14 protein-coding genes are annotated in these 15,675 nt (G+C 65.1%); 4 read left to right on the top strand and 10 right to left on the bottom strand.

What is annotated here, in order from left to right:
• Window positions 1-16 precede the first annotated feature (16 nt).
• The 7 genes from CT676_RS32005 to CT676_RS31975 form a co-directional block, all read right to left on the bottom strand.
• On the bottom strand, window positions 17-1,168 hold the full coding sequence (locus CT676_RS32005; protein WP_063981332.1) for an alpha-hydroxy acid oxidase: 1,152 nt from the start codon (window positions 1,166-1,168) through the stop codon (window positions 17-19).
• 114 nt (window positions 1,169-1,282) lie between these two features.
• Window positions 1,283-2,473 (bottom strand): mannonate dehydratase, encoded by a 1,191-nt coding sequence (gene uxuA / locus CT676_RS32000; protein WP_085405290.1) that lies wholly within the window; start codon window positions 2,471-2,473, stop codon window positions 1,283-1,285.
• 72 nt (window positions 2,474-2,545) lie between these two features.
• Window positions 2,546-3,595 carry an L-idonate 5-dehydrogenase gene (locus tag CT676_RS31995; RefSeq protein WP_135216106.1) on the bottom strand — a complete coding sequence of 350 codons (1,050 nt, stop codon included), beginning with the start codon at window positions 3,593-3,595 and terminating at the stop codon, window positions 2,546-2,548.
• The gene (locus CT676_RS31990) at window positions 3,592-4,998 is read right to left on the bottom strand and encodes a TRAP transporter large permease (protein WP_085405292.1); all 1,407 of its coding nucleotides are present in this window, start codon (window positions 4,996-4,998) and stop codon (window positions 3,592-3,594) included. Before CT676_RS31990 ends, CT676_RS31995 begins: the two co-directional genes overlap by 4 nt.
• A gap of 4 nt (window positions 4,999-5,002) precedes the next feature.
• Window positions 5,003-5,581: a TRAP transporter small permease gene (locus CT676_RS31985; RefSeq protein ID WP_085405293.1), complete on the bottom strand. Its 579-nt coding sequence runs from the start codon at window positions 5,579-5,581 to the stop codon at window positions 5,003-5,005.
• Window positions 5,582-5,814: 233 nt separating this feature from the next.
• Complete coding sequence (locus CT676_RS31980) at window positions 5,815-6,774, bottom strand: sialic acid TRAP transporter substrate-binding protein SiaP (RefSeq protein ID WP_071917185.1); 960 nt, start codon at window positions 6,772-6,774, stop codon at window positions 5,815-5,817.
• Window positions 6,775-6,863: 89 nt separating this feature from the next.
• Complete coding sequence (locus tag CT676_RS31975) at window positions 6,864-7,673, bottom strand: FadR/GntR family transcriptional regulator (protein ID WP_135216105.1); 810 nt, start codon at window positions 7,671-7,673, stop codon at window positions 6,864-6,866.
• A gap of 146 nt (window positions 7,674-7,819) precedes the next feature.
• Here CT676_RS31975 and CT676_RS31970 point away from each other — a divergent pair, with 146 nt between their 5' ends.
• Together CT676_RS31970 and CT676_RS31965 are read left to right on the top strand one after the other, a co-directional pair.
• Window positions 7,820-9,304 (top strand): mannitol dehydrogenase family protein, encoded by a 1,485-nt coding sequence (locus CT676_RS31970; RefSeq protein ID WP_085405328.1) that lies wholly within the window; start codon window positions 7,820-7,822, stop codon window positions 9,302-9,304.
• A gap of 98 nt (window positions 9,305-9,402) precedes the next feature.
• The gene (locus tag CT676_RS31965) at window positions 9,403-9,810 is read left to right on the top strand and encodes a nuclear transport factor 2 family protein (protein WP_085405295.1); all 408 of its coding nucleotides are present in this window, start codon (window positions 9,403-9,405) and stop codon (window positions 9,808-9,810) included.
• 24 nt (window positions 9,811-9,834) lie between these two features.
• Here the strand turns inward: CT676_RS31965 and CT676_RS31960 are convergent, their stop codons facing one another.
• Window positions 9,835-10,590 (bottom strand): HAD family hydrolase, encoded by a 756-nt coding sequence (locus CT676_RS31960; protein WP_085405296.1) that lies wholly within the window; start codon window positions 10,588-10,590, stop codon window positions 9,835-9,837.
• Window positions 10,591-10,733: 143 nt separating this feature from the next.
• On the opposite strand from CT676_RS31960, the gene CT676_RS31955 reads away from it, so the two are divergent.
• Window positions 10,734-11,582 carry an NAD-dependent epimerase/dehydratase family protein gene (locus CT676_RS31955; protein WP_085405297.1) on the top strand — a complete coding sequence of 283 codons (849 nt, stop codon included), beginning with the start codon at window positions 10,734-10,736 and terminating at the stop codon, window positions 11,580-11,582.
• 121 nt (window positions 11,583-11,703) lie between these two features.
• Entirely contained in the window at window positions 11,704-12,972 is a 1,269-nt protein-coding gene (locus CT676_RS31950) for a serine hydrolase domain-containing protein (RefSeq protein WP_085405298.1), read from the top strand.
• A gap of 58 nt (window positions 12,973-13,030) precedes the next feature.
• Here the strand turns inward: CT676_RS31950 and CT676_RS31945 are convergent, their stop codons facing one another.
• Window positions 13,031-13,918 carry a dienelactone hydrolase family protein gene (locus tag CT676_RS31945; RefSeq protein WP_085405299.1) on the bottom strand — a complete coding sequence of 296 codons (888 nt, stop codon included), beginning with the start codon at window positions 13,916-13,918 and terminating at the stop codon, window positions 13,031-13,033.
• Between the two features lie 101 nt (window positions 13,919-14,019).
• Window positions 14,020-15,246: an MFS transporter gene (locus tag CT676_RS31940; RefSeq protein ID WP_244623319.1), complete on the bottom strand. Its 1,227-nt coding sequence runs from the start codon at window positions 15,244-15,246 to the stop codon at window positions 14,020-14,022.
• Window positions 15,247-15,675 lie beyond the last annotated feature (429 nt).

The following is a 15,675-nucleotide window of genomic DNA, read 5'->3' as shown; positions in this document are numbered from 1 at the left end:
GAACGATCACCGCGCGCTACCCCGGCCGAAAGCGCAGATTGGCGCGCGATAGCTGGCTGATCGACGTACATCCCATCAGCTTCATATCGCGCACGAGCTCGGCCCGCAGCAGGCCGAGGGCCCGTTCGACGCCGGGCCGGCCGGCGGCGGCGAGCGGATAGAGATAGTATCGTCCAAGCCCGACCGCCTTGGCCCCGAGCGACAGCGCTTTCAGGATATGGGTTCCGCGCTGGATGCCACCGTCCATCATCACGTCGATGCGGTCGCCCACGGCATCGACGATTTCGGCGAGTTGATCGAAAGCCGAGCGGGAGCCGTCGAGCTGGCGGCCGCCATGATTGGAAAGGACGATCCCGGCACAGCCGATATCGACCGCGCGGCGCGCGTCTTCCACCGACATGATCCCCTTCAGGCAGAACGGGCCGTTCCAGGTCCGCACCATCTCCGCGACATCGTCCCAATTCATCGCGGGATCCAGCATTTCCGTGAAGTAGCGGCCGATCGACATGGCGCCGCCGCTCATGTCGACGTGCTCCTCCAGTTGCGGGAGCCTGAATTTTTCGTGGCTGACATACTGGATACCCCACATCGGCTTGATCGCGAACTGCAACATGCCCGCAGGCGTCAGACGGAAGGGAATGCTGAAGCCGGTGCGCAGATCGCGCTCGCGATTTCCCCCGGTGATGCTGTCGACCGTCAGCATCATCACCTCGACGCCCGCGTCCCTGGCGCGCTGCATCATGGCGCGGTTGAGACCGCGATCCCTGTGGAAATAGAATTGATAGACCTGCGGCGTGTCGTGGGCCTTGCGCAATTCCTCGAGCGACACCGTGCCCAGCGAGGAGACGCCGAACATGGTGCCGTAGCTCGCCGCGGCAGCGGCGACGGCACGCTCGCCTTCATGATGGAACAGGCGCTGCAGGGCGGTCGGCGAGCAGTAGAACGGCAGCGCGAGCTTCTGGCCCATGATGGTGACCGAGAGATCGACGTCCTGCACGCCGCGCAGCACGTTGGGCAGAAGGTCGCAATGCTCGAAGCTCGCGCTGTTGCGGCGATGGGTGGTCTCATCGTCGGCCGCGCCGTCGATATAGTCGAAGATCGGACCGGGCAGTCGGCGGCGCGCCAGCCGCCGGAAATCGTGGAAATTATGACACTGTGTCAGGCGCATTTCTCAACTCCGCTCGCGGCATGCTCTGCGCGACGATCATCTTGCCATCGCGCCGCTGATGCTGTCAGCGGCCGCCATCGCGGCGATCTCTCGCCTGATGGCGCCGCCGGTCTCCTATCGATGCTCGATCGCCCTGATCGCGCCGCGGAGTTCGGCGAGGCCGCGCAGGCGGCCGATCGCGGTGTAGCCGGGATTGGTGCGCTTGGTGGCGGCGAGATCGTCGAGCATACGATGGCCGTGGTCGGGACGGAACACGATTCTCTTGTCGGGCGAACGCCGCGCGTTCTCCTTTAACAGCGCCTTCAGCACCGCGACCATGTCGACGTCACCGTCGAGATGGTCGGACTCGTAGAAGGACAGGCCGTCGGCCTCGCGCTTGGTCGCGCGCAGATGCGCAAACGCAATGCGCGGGCCGAAGCGCTCGGCCATCGCGGGCAGATCGTTCCCGGCGCGCACGCCGAGCGAGCCGGTGCACAGGCAGATGCCGTTGGCCTTGGATGGCACGGCATCGAACAGCGCCTGATAGTCGTCGGCGGTCGAGGCAATGCGCGGCAGGCCGAACAGCGGGCGCGGCGGATCGTCCGGGTGCAGCGTCAGGGAGACGCCAAGTTGCTCGGCGACCGGCGTGACGCGGCCCAGGAACTCGGCGAGATGCCGGCGCAGGATCTTTGGCGTGATGTCGCGATAGGTCTCCAGCCGGTCGCGGAATTGCGGGATGGTCATCGGCTCGGTGGTCGAGCCCGGCAGCGCGCTAGCGATGACCATGACGAGGTAGTCGATATCGGCCTGGCTCATCTTCTCGAACAGCTTTTTGGCGCGAGCCTGCTGCTCGGGCGAATACTCCTGAACGGCGGCGGGACGCTTCAGGATATGCAGCTCGAACGCGGCAAAGCGGTCCTGGTCGAAGCGCATGGCGCGGGCGCCGTTCGGCAGCTCCCACTCCAGATCGGTGCGGCACCAGTCCACCACCGGCATGAAATTGTAGCAGATGATCTTGATGCCGGCCGCGGCCACCGCTTCGAGGCTCGCGATCCACGCCTCGATCGAGGCCGTCGCGTTGGCCCCGAGCCGCTTGACGTCGTCGGGGATCGGAATCGACTCCACCACCGACCAGGTCAGTTGCGAGCGGCCGGGCTGGCCATGCTCGATGAAGTTCTTGCGCTCCTCGACCGCCTTGCGTGTCCAGGCTTCGCCGATCGGCACCTGATGCAGCGCCGAGACGATATCCGTCGCCCCGGCCTGCCTGACATCGTCCAAAGACACCGGATCATCCGGACCGTACCAGCGCCATCCCTCGAGCATCATCGAAATTCTCCTAAAGCGTTTTCGAGCGAAGTGGATACCGGTTCGCGTGAAGAAACGCGTCAAAACAAAGAATCAGTTCGCGGTCAGCACGACCTTGACGCTCTGCGAGCGGTCGAGCGCCAGCCGCAGTGCGTCCGGCGCGGTCGACAGCGGCCGCTCGGCGGTGACCAGCGACAGCACGTCGACGCCGCCGGCGCCGATCAGTTCCACTGCGGTCATGAACTCGAAGCCGAAGCGGAACGAGCCGCGCAGGTCGATCTCCTTGGCCATCACCGCATTCGACGGCGTCGGAATCTGGCCGCCCGGCAGATTGCCGATCTGCACCACAATGCCGCCGCGCCTGACAATGCCGATCGCGCTGGCAAGGCCCGCGGCGGTGCCCGAGACCTCGAACGCGACGTCATAGGGACGCGATGCGGCCTGTGCCTTCAGTCCTTCCTCGCCGCTCGAGACGTTCTCGACGTGAGAGGCGCCGAGCCGGGTCGCAAAGGCGAGCGGCGCCGGCGCGATGTCCGCCACCGTGATGTCGGCCATACCGGCGCGGTGTGCGGCGAGCATGGTCAAAAGCCCGATCGGGCCGGCACCGAAGATGATGCCGCGCTTGCCCTCGATGTTGCCGGCGCGCGCCACCGCATGCAGGCAGACCGCGAGCGGCTCGGCCAGCGCCGCGGCCTGATAGGAGACGTGGTCGGGGATCTTCACGCATTGCGCGGGGACCGCGTCGAAATAATTGGCGAAGCCGCCCTGCATGTGCGGCGTCTTCGAGGCCGAGCCCATGAAGTAGATGTTCTCGCAGAGATTGGGCCGTCCCTCGCGGCAGGCGACGCAATGGCCGCACCAGCGCGACGGATTGACGGCGACACGGTCGCCGACCTTCAGGTTCGCTGCGGAACCTGCGATCTCCACGACCTCGCCGGAGATCTCGTGGCCGAGCACGAGTGGCGACTTCACGACGAAATCGCCGGTCCGGGCATGACGGAAATAATGCATGTCGGAGCCGCAGATGCCGCCGGCGCCGAAGCGGATGCGCACCATGCCATCAGCGAGCTTGTCGAGCGGATGCTCGATCATGCGCAGATCTTCGGGGCCGAACAGGGTTGCGGCGAGAGCGGTGGAGGTCATTTGGAGAGTCCCATGTATTTAGGCAGCCAGAGGGTCAGTTCGGGAATGTAGGTGATCGCGATCAGCGCGACCATCAGCGGCACCAGCCAGGGCAGGATCGCGACCGTCGTGCGCTCGACCGAGAGCTTGGCCACGCGGGCGAGCACGAACAGCACCATGCCGAGCGGCGGATGCAACAGGCCGATCATCAGGTTCAGCGTCATGATCAGGCCGAAATGGATCGGATCGATGCCGAGCTTGAGCACGATCGGCAGCAGGATCGGCACCAGGATGGTGATCGCCGCGGTGGTGTCGATGAAGCAGCCGACGAACAGGATCAGGACGTTGGCGAGCGCCAGGAACACCCATTTGTTGTGGGTGATGCTGAGCATCCAGTCCGAGAGCATTTGGGCTGCCTGCGACACCGTCAGCAGCCAGGCGAAGATCGAGGCTGCCGTGACGATGAACAGCACCGAGGCCGTGGTCTCGATGGTGTCGAAGGTCGCCTTCGCCACGGTCTTCAAGGTCATCGTGCGGTAGCGGACGAGGCCGAGGAACAGCGACCAGATCACGGCGGCGACCGCGGCCTCGGTCGGCGTGAACCAGCCGAGCGTCATGCCGCCGATCAGGATGACCGGCGCCATCAGCGCCATCACCGCAGAGAAGTCGAAGTACCAGTCGATCGCGAGCAGCGCGCCGAGGCCGATGACAACGGCCATGTTGGTCGACATGCCGGCCAGCACCATCAGCCAGATCGCGAGCGGGAAAGCCAGCACGATGGCGATCTCGAGGCCGGCCGAGCCGAGCTGCGGCCAGGAGAACGGCGTGTCGCTGCCCCATTTGTTCTTGTGCGCGAAATAGGTGACCGTGGCCATCATCAGCAGCGTCATGACGATGCCGGGAATGACACCGCCCAGGAACAGCGCACCGATCGAGACGTTCGCCATCATGCCGTAGATCACGAAGGGCAGCGACGGCGGGATGATGGGCCCGAGCGTGGCTGAGGCCGCGGTGACGCCGACGGAGAACTCGGTGGAATAGCCGTGGTCCTTCATCGCCTTGATCTCGATGGTGCCGAGACCGGCGGCATCCGCGATCGCGGTGCCGGACATGCCGGAGAAGATCACCGAGCCGATGATGTTGACGTGACCAAGGCCGCCGCGCATCCAGCCGACCAGCGCGACCGCGAATTTGTAGATGCGGCCGGTCACACCGGCGATGTTCATGAGATTGCCGGCCAGGATGAAGAACGGCACCGCGAGCAGCGGAAAGCTCTCGACGCCGGCGATCATGCGCTGCGCCAGCGTGACATCGGGCGTCACGCCGCTGACCAGGATGTAGAGCAGCGACGACGCGGCCATGGCGATCGCCACGGGAACGCCGAGCAGCATCAGGACGAGGAAGCCTCCAAGCAACAGCAACATAACTTTACCCCTCAAAACCGTCGTAGGCGCCGGGACGTTCGAGGATCGAATAGCCCTGTCGCGAATGTTGGATGGCCACCTGCACCGAGCGCACGAACATCAGCACGAAGCCCGCCAGCACGGCGTAATAGACGTAGTCCTTGGGCAGATTGATCGTGGTCATCGACTCGTCGCCGATGATCTGGATGTAGACCCAGACCAGCTTGATGGCGTAGCCGAAGAAGGCGATCCGGATCAGGTCGATCGCGGTCGCCAGCGCGCGCGCCACGACATGCGGCAGATAGCGGTAGATCAGATCGACCTGGATGTGCCGCGACAGCCGCACGCACATCGAGGAGCCGATGAAGACCACGCCGATCAGGCAGTAGGTCGCGATCTCCTCGGTCCAGGCATAGCTGTCGTTGAGGACGTAGCGGGTGAAGAACTGGAGGAAGACAGCAAGCGCCATCACCCAGAAGATCACCAGCGCCACCCAGTCCTCGAAAGCGTAGACGCCGAGATCGACCTTCGGCACCGCCTCTTCCTCGAAGGTGTGGGCGATCTCGTCCCCGGTGATCTGCCGGTGTATTTCGGCGGTGGACATGGGGTTACTCCTCAACCTCTTAATCGTCATTCCGGGGTGACTCGAAGAGCCGAACCCGGAACGACGACTTAATTCTACGAACTCCGCTCCTCATCCTGAGGAGCTTGCGAAGCAAGCGTCTCGAAGGATGGCCTCGGGCGACGCCCGAGCGACATCCGGGCCTTCATGGTTCGCCCGGCGATGCGAAGCATCGTCCGGAGCGCGCTTCGCGCTCCTCACCATGAGGGTCTCGGTTATTTCACCGCCTGAATGCGTTCCCAGTCGGCCTTGCGATAACCGAAGGTCTCGAACGCAACGTTCTTCAGCACGATGTCGCGGAACTCGTTCTTGTCGACCTCGGTCACGGTCAGTCCCTTCTCCTTGAAGAAGGAAACCAGCTTGGCCTCGTTCTGCTTGATCTCAGCGGTCGCTTTCGCAGCCGCCTCCTGGGCGACGTCGGTGAAGATCTTCTTGTCCTCGTCGCTGAGCTTCTTCCAGAGCGCGCCCGCCACCACCGTGTTGAGGTGGTCGACGATGTGGCCGGTCAGCACGATATGTTTCTGCACTTCGTAGAACTTCTTGGCCTCGATCGTGGTCAGCGGGTTCTCCTGCGCCTCGACGGTGCCGTTCTGAAGCGCGAGATAGACTTCGGCGAACGCGATCGGCGCGGTGTTGGCGCCGCAGGCGCGCGGCATGGCGAGATAGGCCGGAACGTCGGGCACGCGCATCTTCAGGCCCTTGAGATCGGCGCAGGTCTTGATCGGCTTGTTCGACGAGGTCTGGCGCACGCCGTAATAGGTGACCGCGACGATGTGGTGGCCGCTCTTGTCCTCATAGCCCTTGGCGAGCTCCTTGAAGATGTCGCTCTTGGTGTAGGCAAGGAGATGGTCGGCGTCGCGGAAGGTGTAGGGATAGTAGGTCACGCCGATCGGCGGGAAGCTCTTGGCCGCGAAGCTCGAACCGGAGATGATGATGTCGACCGAGCCGAGCGAGAGGCCCTGGTTGATGTCGGCTTCCTTGCCGAGCTGCGACGCCGGATAGACGTCGACGGTATAGCGCCCGTTGGTGCGCTTGCCGATCTCCTGCGCGGCCCAGACCGAGGCGGTGTGGAACGGCTCCGAGGTCTCGTAGACATGGGCCCATTTGAGCTTGGTCTGCGCCATGCCGGGATTGGTCGCCGCGAACATTGCCGCGACCGAAGTCGCCAGCACCATCGTCATCTTCTTCAACACTGACTTATCCTCCACTGACTAAAGTCTGCTTCTTGTTTGCCCGCCCCAAACCCGGGACGAGCCGCCCAATCTCATCGTCGCCGCACGCTGCCGCTTTTGGCCTGCGTCTTCGCGCGTTTTGGTTTTGCCGGTTTCGCCGGCGTGCGCGCGACCCGGCCTCGCTCCGCGGGCGATCCCGCGGCGGTCTCGGCACCAAAGTTCTGCGCAAAGCGCTCCTGCGAGCGCGCTAGATGCTTGCGCATGGCCTCGCGCGCGGCGTCCGGATCATGCGCCGCAATCGCGTCACGCACGGCGCAATGCTCGTCGAGCGCGGTGCGCCAGGTGCCCGGGCTTTCGAAGTAATGCGCAAGCTGCGCGAAATAGGGATTGAGGCGCTGGTCGAACAGCTCGCCGACCACGCGCACCAGCACGGCATTGCCGAGACTGCCGGCGATCGCGACGTGGAAGGCACGATCGTGCACCATCGAGGCCTCGCCGGGATGCTCGACATTCTCCATGGCGACAAGCGACGCATTGATGCGGTCGATATCGTCCTTGGTCGCCACGCGCGCGGCCTGCTCGGCGATCGCGCTTTCCAGGAATTCGCGGGCGCGCAAGAGCTCGAACGGGCCTTCGATGCCGGCGGCCGGAAGCGCAGGCGCGGCGTCCGCCGGCTCGGTCACATAGATGCCGGAGCCGACGCGGATGCGGACGCGGCCCTCGACCTCGAGCGCGATCAGGGCCTCGCGCACCGTCGGCCGCGAGATCCTGAGCTGTTCGGCGAGTTCGCGCTCGGTCGGCAAGCGGCTGCCGACCGCGTACTCGCCGCTGTCGATCAGGCTTCGCAATTGATCGGCGACCTGGCGGTAAAGCCGTCTCGCCTCCACAGCTTCCAGCGGCACGCTGGCCTCCCCGAAAGGGTCTCGCCGGGAAGCATCGCGTCCCGGCGGCCCGCCAATTTTGGAAAATTGGTCTTACCAATTGACCGGAGCATTGACCGAGGACAGGCGCCATGTCAAGCAGCGGCCAAACACAGGGAGAGACGACCATGCGCCATAGTTCAACGCGTCTTGGCCGCGCCAATCTCGACCGGCTGCCGTCCGCCATCCGCCGCCCGGCCTATGACCGCTCGCGCGTTACGCCCGGCATCGTGCATCTGGGCCTGGGCGCCTTTCATCGCGCGCACCAAGCCGTCGTCATCGACGACTGCCTTGCCGCAGGCAACTCGTCCTGGGGTATCGTCGGCGCGAGCCTGCGCAGCCCGGATACGCGCGACGCCCTCGCCCCGCAGGATCATCTCTACACGGTGGCCGTACGTGCCGCCGAAGGCACCGAACACCGCGTCATCGGCGCGCTGCTCGACAGCGTCGTCGCGCGCGAGAAGCCGGCAGCACTGGTCGATCGGATGGCCGATCCCGCCATTCGCATCGTCTCGCTGACGGTCACCGAAAAGGGCTATTGCCACACGCCGCAGACCGGCGATCTCGACGAGCGGCATCCGGATGTCGTGCACGATCTCAACAATTTTGACGCGCCGCGCTCGGCGCCCGGCTTCATCGTGGCCGCACTGGCGCGCCGGCGCGCACAGGGGCTGGCGCCCTTCACCGTGCTCTGCTGCGACAATCTCGCCGCCAACGGCCACACCGTGCAGCGGATCGTGACGCAGTTCGCCGCGCTCCGGTCGAAGGACCTCGGCAAGTGGATCGCCGATAGCACCGCCTTCCCGTCGACCATGGTCGACCGCATCGTGCCGGAGACGACGGACGCCGACCGGGATGCGATCTCGAACGCGCTCGGCATGCGCGACGCCTGGCCTGTGATGACCGAGCCGTTCACGCAATGGGTGGTCGAGGACCGCTTCACGGCGGGGCGGCCCGATTTCGCCGCCGCCGGTGTCGAGCTCGTCACCGACGTCAAGCCGTTCGAGCTGATGAAGCTGCGGCTGCTCAACGCCAGCCATTCGGCGCTGGCCTATCTCGGTTATCTCGCGGGCTACGAGACCATCGCCGACACCATGCTGGATCCGCATTTCGCCCGTCTCGCCGCGCAGGTGATGGAAGAGGCCGCGGTGACGCTGACGATGCCTGTTGGCACCGATCTCGCCGCCTATCGCGCCTCGCTGCTCAAGCGCTTCGCCAACCCCGCGCTGCATCACCGTACCTGGCAGATCGCGATGGACGGCTCGCAAAAGCTTCCGCAGCGCCTGCTCGGCGCGATGCAGGATCGCCTGCGCAAAGACCTGCCGATCGCGACGCATGCGCTCGCGGTGGCCGGCTGGATGCGTTACGTCACCGCACGCGACGAGCAGGGCCGCGCCATCGACGTTCGCGATCCGCTCGCCGCCGAGTTCGCCGCGCTGGCGCGCGAGGCGGGTCCCGTCGCTGAACGGCTTGCGCAGGCATTGCTCGGGGTCGAGAAAGTGTTCGGACCGCTGGGCACTGAGCCGCGCCTGCGCGAGGCCGTGACCATGGCGCTCAGCCGTCTCTATAAGGACGGCGCGCGGCGGGCGGTGGAGACACTTGTCTCGGCGTGACCACAAAGCAGGCAATGCTGCACTGCGGTCCAAATCGAACGCAAAGTCGGACGGAAGTCGCGCTTGATTTTTGCCTGCCATTGCCCCACCCGAGAGGCATGGCAAAGGACAAAAAGGTCATCGCCGCGAACGCGGCCTTCTACGCCGCCTTTTCAACGGGCGACTTCGACGAAATGGAGCGGATGTGGGCGGATGACGACGCCATTTCCTGCATCCATCCCGGCTGGCCGGCCATCATCGGCCGGGCCACGGTGATCGGCAGCTGGCGCGACATCCTGCAAAATCCGGAGCGGCCGCAGATCGTTTGCGCCGAACCGCAGGCGATCGTCGACGGCGACAGCGCGCGCGTGCTCTGCATCGAGATCGTCGACGGCACCGCTTTGGCCGCTGCCAACCATTTTCGGCGTGTCGGCGACGGCTGGCGGCTGGTGCACCACCAGTCGAGCCCAATCGCGCAGATTGTCGAGCAGACTGAAGACGATAGAACGAGCCACCGCGTCCACTGACCGCCGCGAGCCGGCCGGCGCTTACTACTGTGCATGGGGTTGTTTTTCAGTTTTTTGTCTTGAGCCCCCGAATTCCGACAAATCGTCCAGCACGACCTGCGCCGCACTGAAATCATCGTCCCGAAAGAACATGCTTCTGGTGATGAGCACCGGAATGTTCGCCCGCGAGGCCGCGATCAGACCGTTGCGGGAATCCTCGATCGCGACGCAGTCGGCTGCGCCCAGCTTCAGCCGCGCCAGGGTTTCCAGATAGACATCCGGCGCCGGCTTCTTGTGGCGGACATCGTCGCCGGCGACGACCGCATCAAAATCCGCCGCCCAGCGCGTTCCCAGCGCTTGCGACAGCAGCGCATCGATATTGCCGTGCGAGGTGGTGGTCGCGATCGCGAGCCGCTGGCCGCGGGCCTTCGCGGCAGTGAGAAGATCCGCCACGCCGGGCCTTAAGGGACAGCAGCCGGTTTCGATCAGCTCGGCGTAATGCGCGGTCTTGCTGCGGTGGAGGGCTGCGATATCGGCATCCGGCAATGGCGGCGCGACCTGCAGCCTCGCGTGAAAGGCGCGCATGCGCTCCTTGCCGCCGGTGACACGCAGCAGCTCCTTGTAGACGGCCCGGTCCCACTGCCAGTCGAGACCGTGGCGAACGAAGGCGTGGTTGAAGGCCTGCCGATGCAGCTCCTCGGTTTCGGCCAGCGTGCCGTCGACATCGAAGATCAGCGCGGCGGCGCGCCCGATCAACTCCGCGGCACCGCATGGCACTGCGGCCGGCGCTTCTGCCTGCATGACCGAGGCCTCCCTCCTGACAAGCGAGCATCGCCTGCCCTGGCCGGCGAGTAAAATTGCAATATCTTTTGCCGGACCCAAAAATCCCTTATGAGCGAACGGCGCGCAGCTCGCGCGAGCGGGAACTCCAGCACGGCAGGCGCATGCGGCTCTTCATCCTCGGCCTCGGCTACAGTGCCCGGCATTTCGTCGGCCAATTCGGCGGCGCATTCTCGCATATCGCCGGCACCGTGCGCGATCCCGGGAAGCGAAACGACCTTGCCGGCATCGAGGTGCATGCCTTTTCCGGCAGCAGTCCGGCCCGCGAGGTGGTCGAGCGAGTCCGCGACGCCGATGTCCTTCTCATATCGATCCCGCCCGGCAGCGCGGGCGACCCGGCAGCTACGGCCTTTGGCGACGCGCTCGCGCGCCGGCGGCGGAAGATCGTCTATCTCTCCACCATCGGCGTCTATGGCGATCACGCAGGCCGCTGGGTGGACGAGAGCACGCCGCCGCAGGCCACCCTCGACCGCACGCGAACGCGCGTTGCGGCGGAGCAAGCCTGGACCGCCGCGGCGCGCGGCGACGTCGCGATCCTGCGGCTTGCGGGCATCTACGGGCCCGGCCGCAACGCACTGATGACGCTGCGGGCGGGGACGGCCCGGCGCATCGTCAAGCCGGGACAGGTCTTCAACCGCATCCACGCCGACGACATCGCGAGCGCGATCATGGCCGCGGTGAAGCACAGTGACGGCGGCACCTGGAACGTCTGCGACGACGAGCCGGCGCCGCCGCAGGATGTGATCGCTTATGCGGCGAAGCTGATGGACCTTGCGCCGCCGCCCGAAGAGCCGTTCGAGACGGCCAAGATGTCGGCGATGGCCCGCAGCTTCTATGCCAGCAGTGCCCGGGTCTCCAACGCGAAACTGAAGCACGAGCTCGGTGTCACGCTTGCCCATCCGACCTATCGGCATGGCCTGGATGCATTGTGGCGCACCGGGCAAGGGCGATAGGTTCCGGTTATCTCCGACGCGTCCCAGACATGCCCCACCCGCGCTTGACTTCGCTCAGGCGCAGCCGTGATCTAGCCGCTCGGCGAGCCACCACAGAACGAGCTCGCCTTGGGAGGATGCAATGAACAAGACGATCGCCATGATCGCGGCGGCGGCTGCCGTCATCACGTTCGGTGCGGCGCGCGCCGCACCACTGCCCGAAGCCAACCCTGATGACGCCGGTTTCTCGAAGCAGGGTCTCGCGCGGCTCGACAGCTTCTTCGCGCGCGAGATCGCCGCCAAGCGCGTTCCCGGCGCCGTCGTCGCGGTGGCGCGGGACGGCAAGCTCGTGCACTACAAGGCTTACGGCATGCTCGATCCGGACAAGGGCACGCCGATGCCGGTCGACGCGATCTTCGCGCTGGCCTCGATGACCAAGCCGATGGCGGCGGTCGCCGGCCTGACGCTGATGGAGAAAGGCCAGTTGCCGCTCCAGGCCAAGCTGTCCGACTACTATCCCGGCTTTGCCGACATGAAGGTCGGCGCGACCGGGGCCGATGGCTCGCTCAAGCTCGAACCGCAGGCGTCCCCGATCTTCGTCCACGATCTCTACCGGCATACGTCCGGATTGATGTATGGCGGCCGCCCCGACTCATCGAGTCCGGTAGCGCGGCAATACCCCGATGGCGTCGCGCCGGCGGTGGAAGGCGACACTGAGGCCTTCATCGGCCGCATCACAAAACTGCCGCTGGCGCATCAGCCCTCGACCGAGTTCGAATACGGTTTTTCGATCGACGTGCTCGGCGCCGTCGTCGAGAAGGTGAGCGAGCAGAGGCTCGGCGACTATCTCGCCGCCAATGTGTGGCAGCCGCTCGGCATGAAGGACGCGACCTTCCACCCGACCGACGCGCAGCGCCCTCGCCTCGCCCGCCCGTTCGCCAACGATCCGCTGACCGGCAAGCCGCAAGCCATCAAGCTGCTGGACACCCCGACCAAGTTCGATTGCGGCGGCGCCTGCTCATTCGCGACGATGGGCGATTACATCCGCTTCGGCCAGATGCTGCTCAACGGCGGCGAGCTCGACGGCCAGCGCATTCTTTCCCCGAAGACCGTGCATCACATGACGACCAACCACCTCGGTCCCGAGATCAAGAACAATGTGGCCAACATCGAGCCGCATCGCGCCGGCTTCGGCTTTGGTCTCGCGGTCGCGGTCCGGACCAGCGAAGGGCAGTCGTCGGTCCCCGGCAATCCCGGCGAGTTCACCTGGAATGGCGCCTACGGGACGCAGTTCTTCTGCGATCCCAAGGAGCGTCTCGTCGTGGTGGTGGGAACGGCGGCGCCGGGCGAGCTCAGGAAATACTATCGCGAGCAGGTGCAGGACATCGTCTATGGCGCGATGGTGAAGTAAGACCGGCGCGCTGGAATAGAAAGGGCGGCCGCTCAGGCCGCCCTTTGCGAATCTGGCGTCAGCTCAACACGCCGTACCTCTTGAACCAGGCCTGGGCCTGCTTCCAGGCGTCTTCCGCCGCATCCTTGCGATAGCTGCCGCGATAGTCGGCATGGAAGCCGTGCGGCGCCTGCGGATAGATCTTGAATTCGGCGATCTTCTTGTCCTGCTCGAGCGTCGCCTTGAACTGCTCGACCTGGGCCACGGGAATGCCGGTATCAGCGCCGCCATAGAGGCCGAGCACCGGCGCCTTCATCTCGGGGGCGAGCTGAAGCGGACTCTTCGGCCACACCGGATTGGCGGGATCGACCGGCGCACCGTAGAACGCGACACCGGCCTTGAGGGTGCCACTGTGGGCAGCGTATTCCCAGACATTGCGGCCACCCCGGCAGAAGCCGATGATGCCGAGCTTCGTGGTGTCGCCGCCTTGCGATCCCGCCCACGCCACCGTCGCATCGAGATCGGACAGCAGCTCGGCGTCCGGCTTGGCATTAACGACCGGCAGCAGATCCTTGATGTCGGTGACCTTGGTGAGGTCGACACCCTTGCGGAAGTAATAGTCGGGCGCGACCGCGAATGCGCCGAGCTTGGCGAGGCGCCGTGTCACGTCCTTGATGTATTCGTGCAGGCCGAAAATCTCCATCGCCACGATGATCACCGGCGCCTTGGTGTTGCCGGCCGGGCGCGCGAAATAGGCCGGCATCTCTTCGGACCCGACCTTGATCCTGGCGTCGCCAGCCTGGAGGCCGCCGGTATCTGTCGTGATGATTTCGGCGCGGACCGGACCGGCCGCAAGCGTGTAGCCGGCAGCGACGGCCGCGGTGGCGCTCATGAATCCGCGGCGCGAGACCGGGGCGACTTTCGTCAGCCCGACGACGTCGGATGTCATGGTGGTTTCGAAGCTCATCGGTCGATCCTTCCTGATGCTTGGCCCTGATTCCTCAGGCGGCGCATTCGCCGATAATTGCCGGCGAAACGCAAATCACCAGCCTGCGAGCATGTTCGCGTTCAGGCCAAGCCCTGACGTCTTTTCAGCGGCGCCGTTTCGGGCATCAGGCTCATTGCGACAAGTCCGACGATCGCCGCAAGCAGGAGGTACCAGGCCGGTGCCAGCGGATTGCCGGTGACGTGGAGGAGCCAGGTGACCACGAGCTGCGCCGTACCTCCGAAGCTCGCGATCGCCACCGCGTAGACGGTCGCGAACACGCCTCCGCGGATGTTCTGGGGCAGCGCTTCGGTGAAGGTCGCATAGAACGCCGTGAACGGCAGCGAGCCGATGATCGATAGCACGCCGAAGCCGATCAGGAGCGACAGCGCGCCCGGTGCATGGACGATCCACAGGAAGGTCGGATAGGTGAGCAGGAGGGTTGCGAGCTGAGGCCAGATCATGATCGGCTTGCGGCCGAGACGATCGGCGAGCCATCCGCCGGCCAGTGCACCGACGAACTGAATGCCGTTGCTGACGAGCGACACGGCGAAAGCCAGTGTCGACGACACGTGCAGGGTATTCTGCGCATAGGTCGTCATGTATTGCGTGACATAGGTCGAGATCGTGCCGCTGGCCAGGATCATCAAGGCCAGCGCGATGATGCCGAGGTGACGCCGGACCTGCGAGAGGTGACCCGTGCGCTCTTTCGCTGCGACACCGGCATCGGCATGCGGAATCGTCTCGGGCAGTGTCCGCCGCATCCAGAGCCCGAACGGCAGGCAGACGGCCCCGATCAGGAACGCCACCCGCCAGCCGTAGGAGTCCAGCATCTCCGGCGCCATGGTCGTGCTCAGGATGACACCGACCAGCGCGCCGGCGGTCGCCGCGATCTCCTGGCTCGCCGGCTGCCATGCCACGACCAGCGCCCGATGCTCGGGCGGCGCAATCTCGAGGAGATAGGCGGTCGTCGGTCCGACCTCGCCGCCGAGGGCGAAGCCCTGCACCATGCGCGCCGCAATCACGATGATGGGCGCGGCGACGCCGATCATGCGATAGGACGGCGTGAGCGCGATGGTCAGGATAGCAGCTCCCATCAACGCAAAGCTCAGCAGCATGGCGGGCCGCCGGCCGATCCGGTCGGAATAGATGCCGAGCACGATCCCGCCGATCGGCCGCGTCACGAAGCCGGCCCCGAACGTCGCCAGCGACAGCATCAGGCTGCCGTACTCGCTTCCGGTCGGGAAGAAGGTATGGCCGATCTGGATGGCGAAGAAGCTGTAGGTAATGAAGTCGTAGAATTCGAGCATGTTGCCGATGGTGGCTGCGAATGCTGCTCGTTTGACGTTGAACGGCGCCGCTTGCTCAATTCCCAACGACACTTTGACTCCCTGGATTCGCTCGTTTGCCGGACTTAACCGTCTGGCTGCATTGCGTCGCAACATCCATTAACCGAAAGAGAGGGTTCTCTCCCGGCCAGCCACACCGCCAAGCGTTACCGGTGATGCGCCCTTTTGCGTATTCGAAACTCCAGGCCGCAACAAATGGGCCTCGCAGTGGCGACAATGACACATCATGTTGCTCAGGCGTCGCACATCACCGTCAATTCACGCGCAAGCTCTCGTGATTTGATTGAAATTTTCAGAAGAGTTGAGCCGTGCGATTTACTCGAACTTTCTGTGTGACGCTCTAGTTCCACGGCCGGAAGTTCCATCTGCAGAACGGATGCAACTTCCCGA

Origin of the sequence: Bradyrhizobium sp. MOS001, from assembly GCF_004634465.1 — a bacterium.
GTDB lineage: Bacteria > Pseudomonadota > Alphaproteobacteria > Rhizobiales > Xanthobacteraceae > Bradyrhizobium > Bradyrhizobium barranii.
The sequence above is the reverse complement of the archived record's forward strand: the minus strand, read 5'-3'. Positions and strand labels throughout refer to the sequence as shown.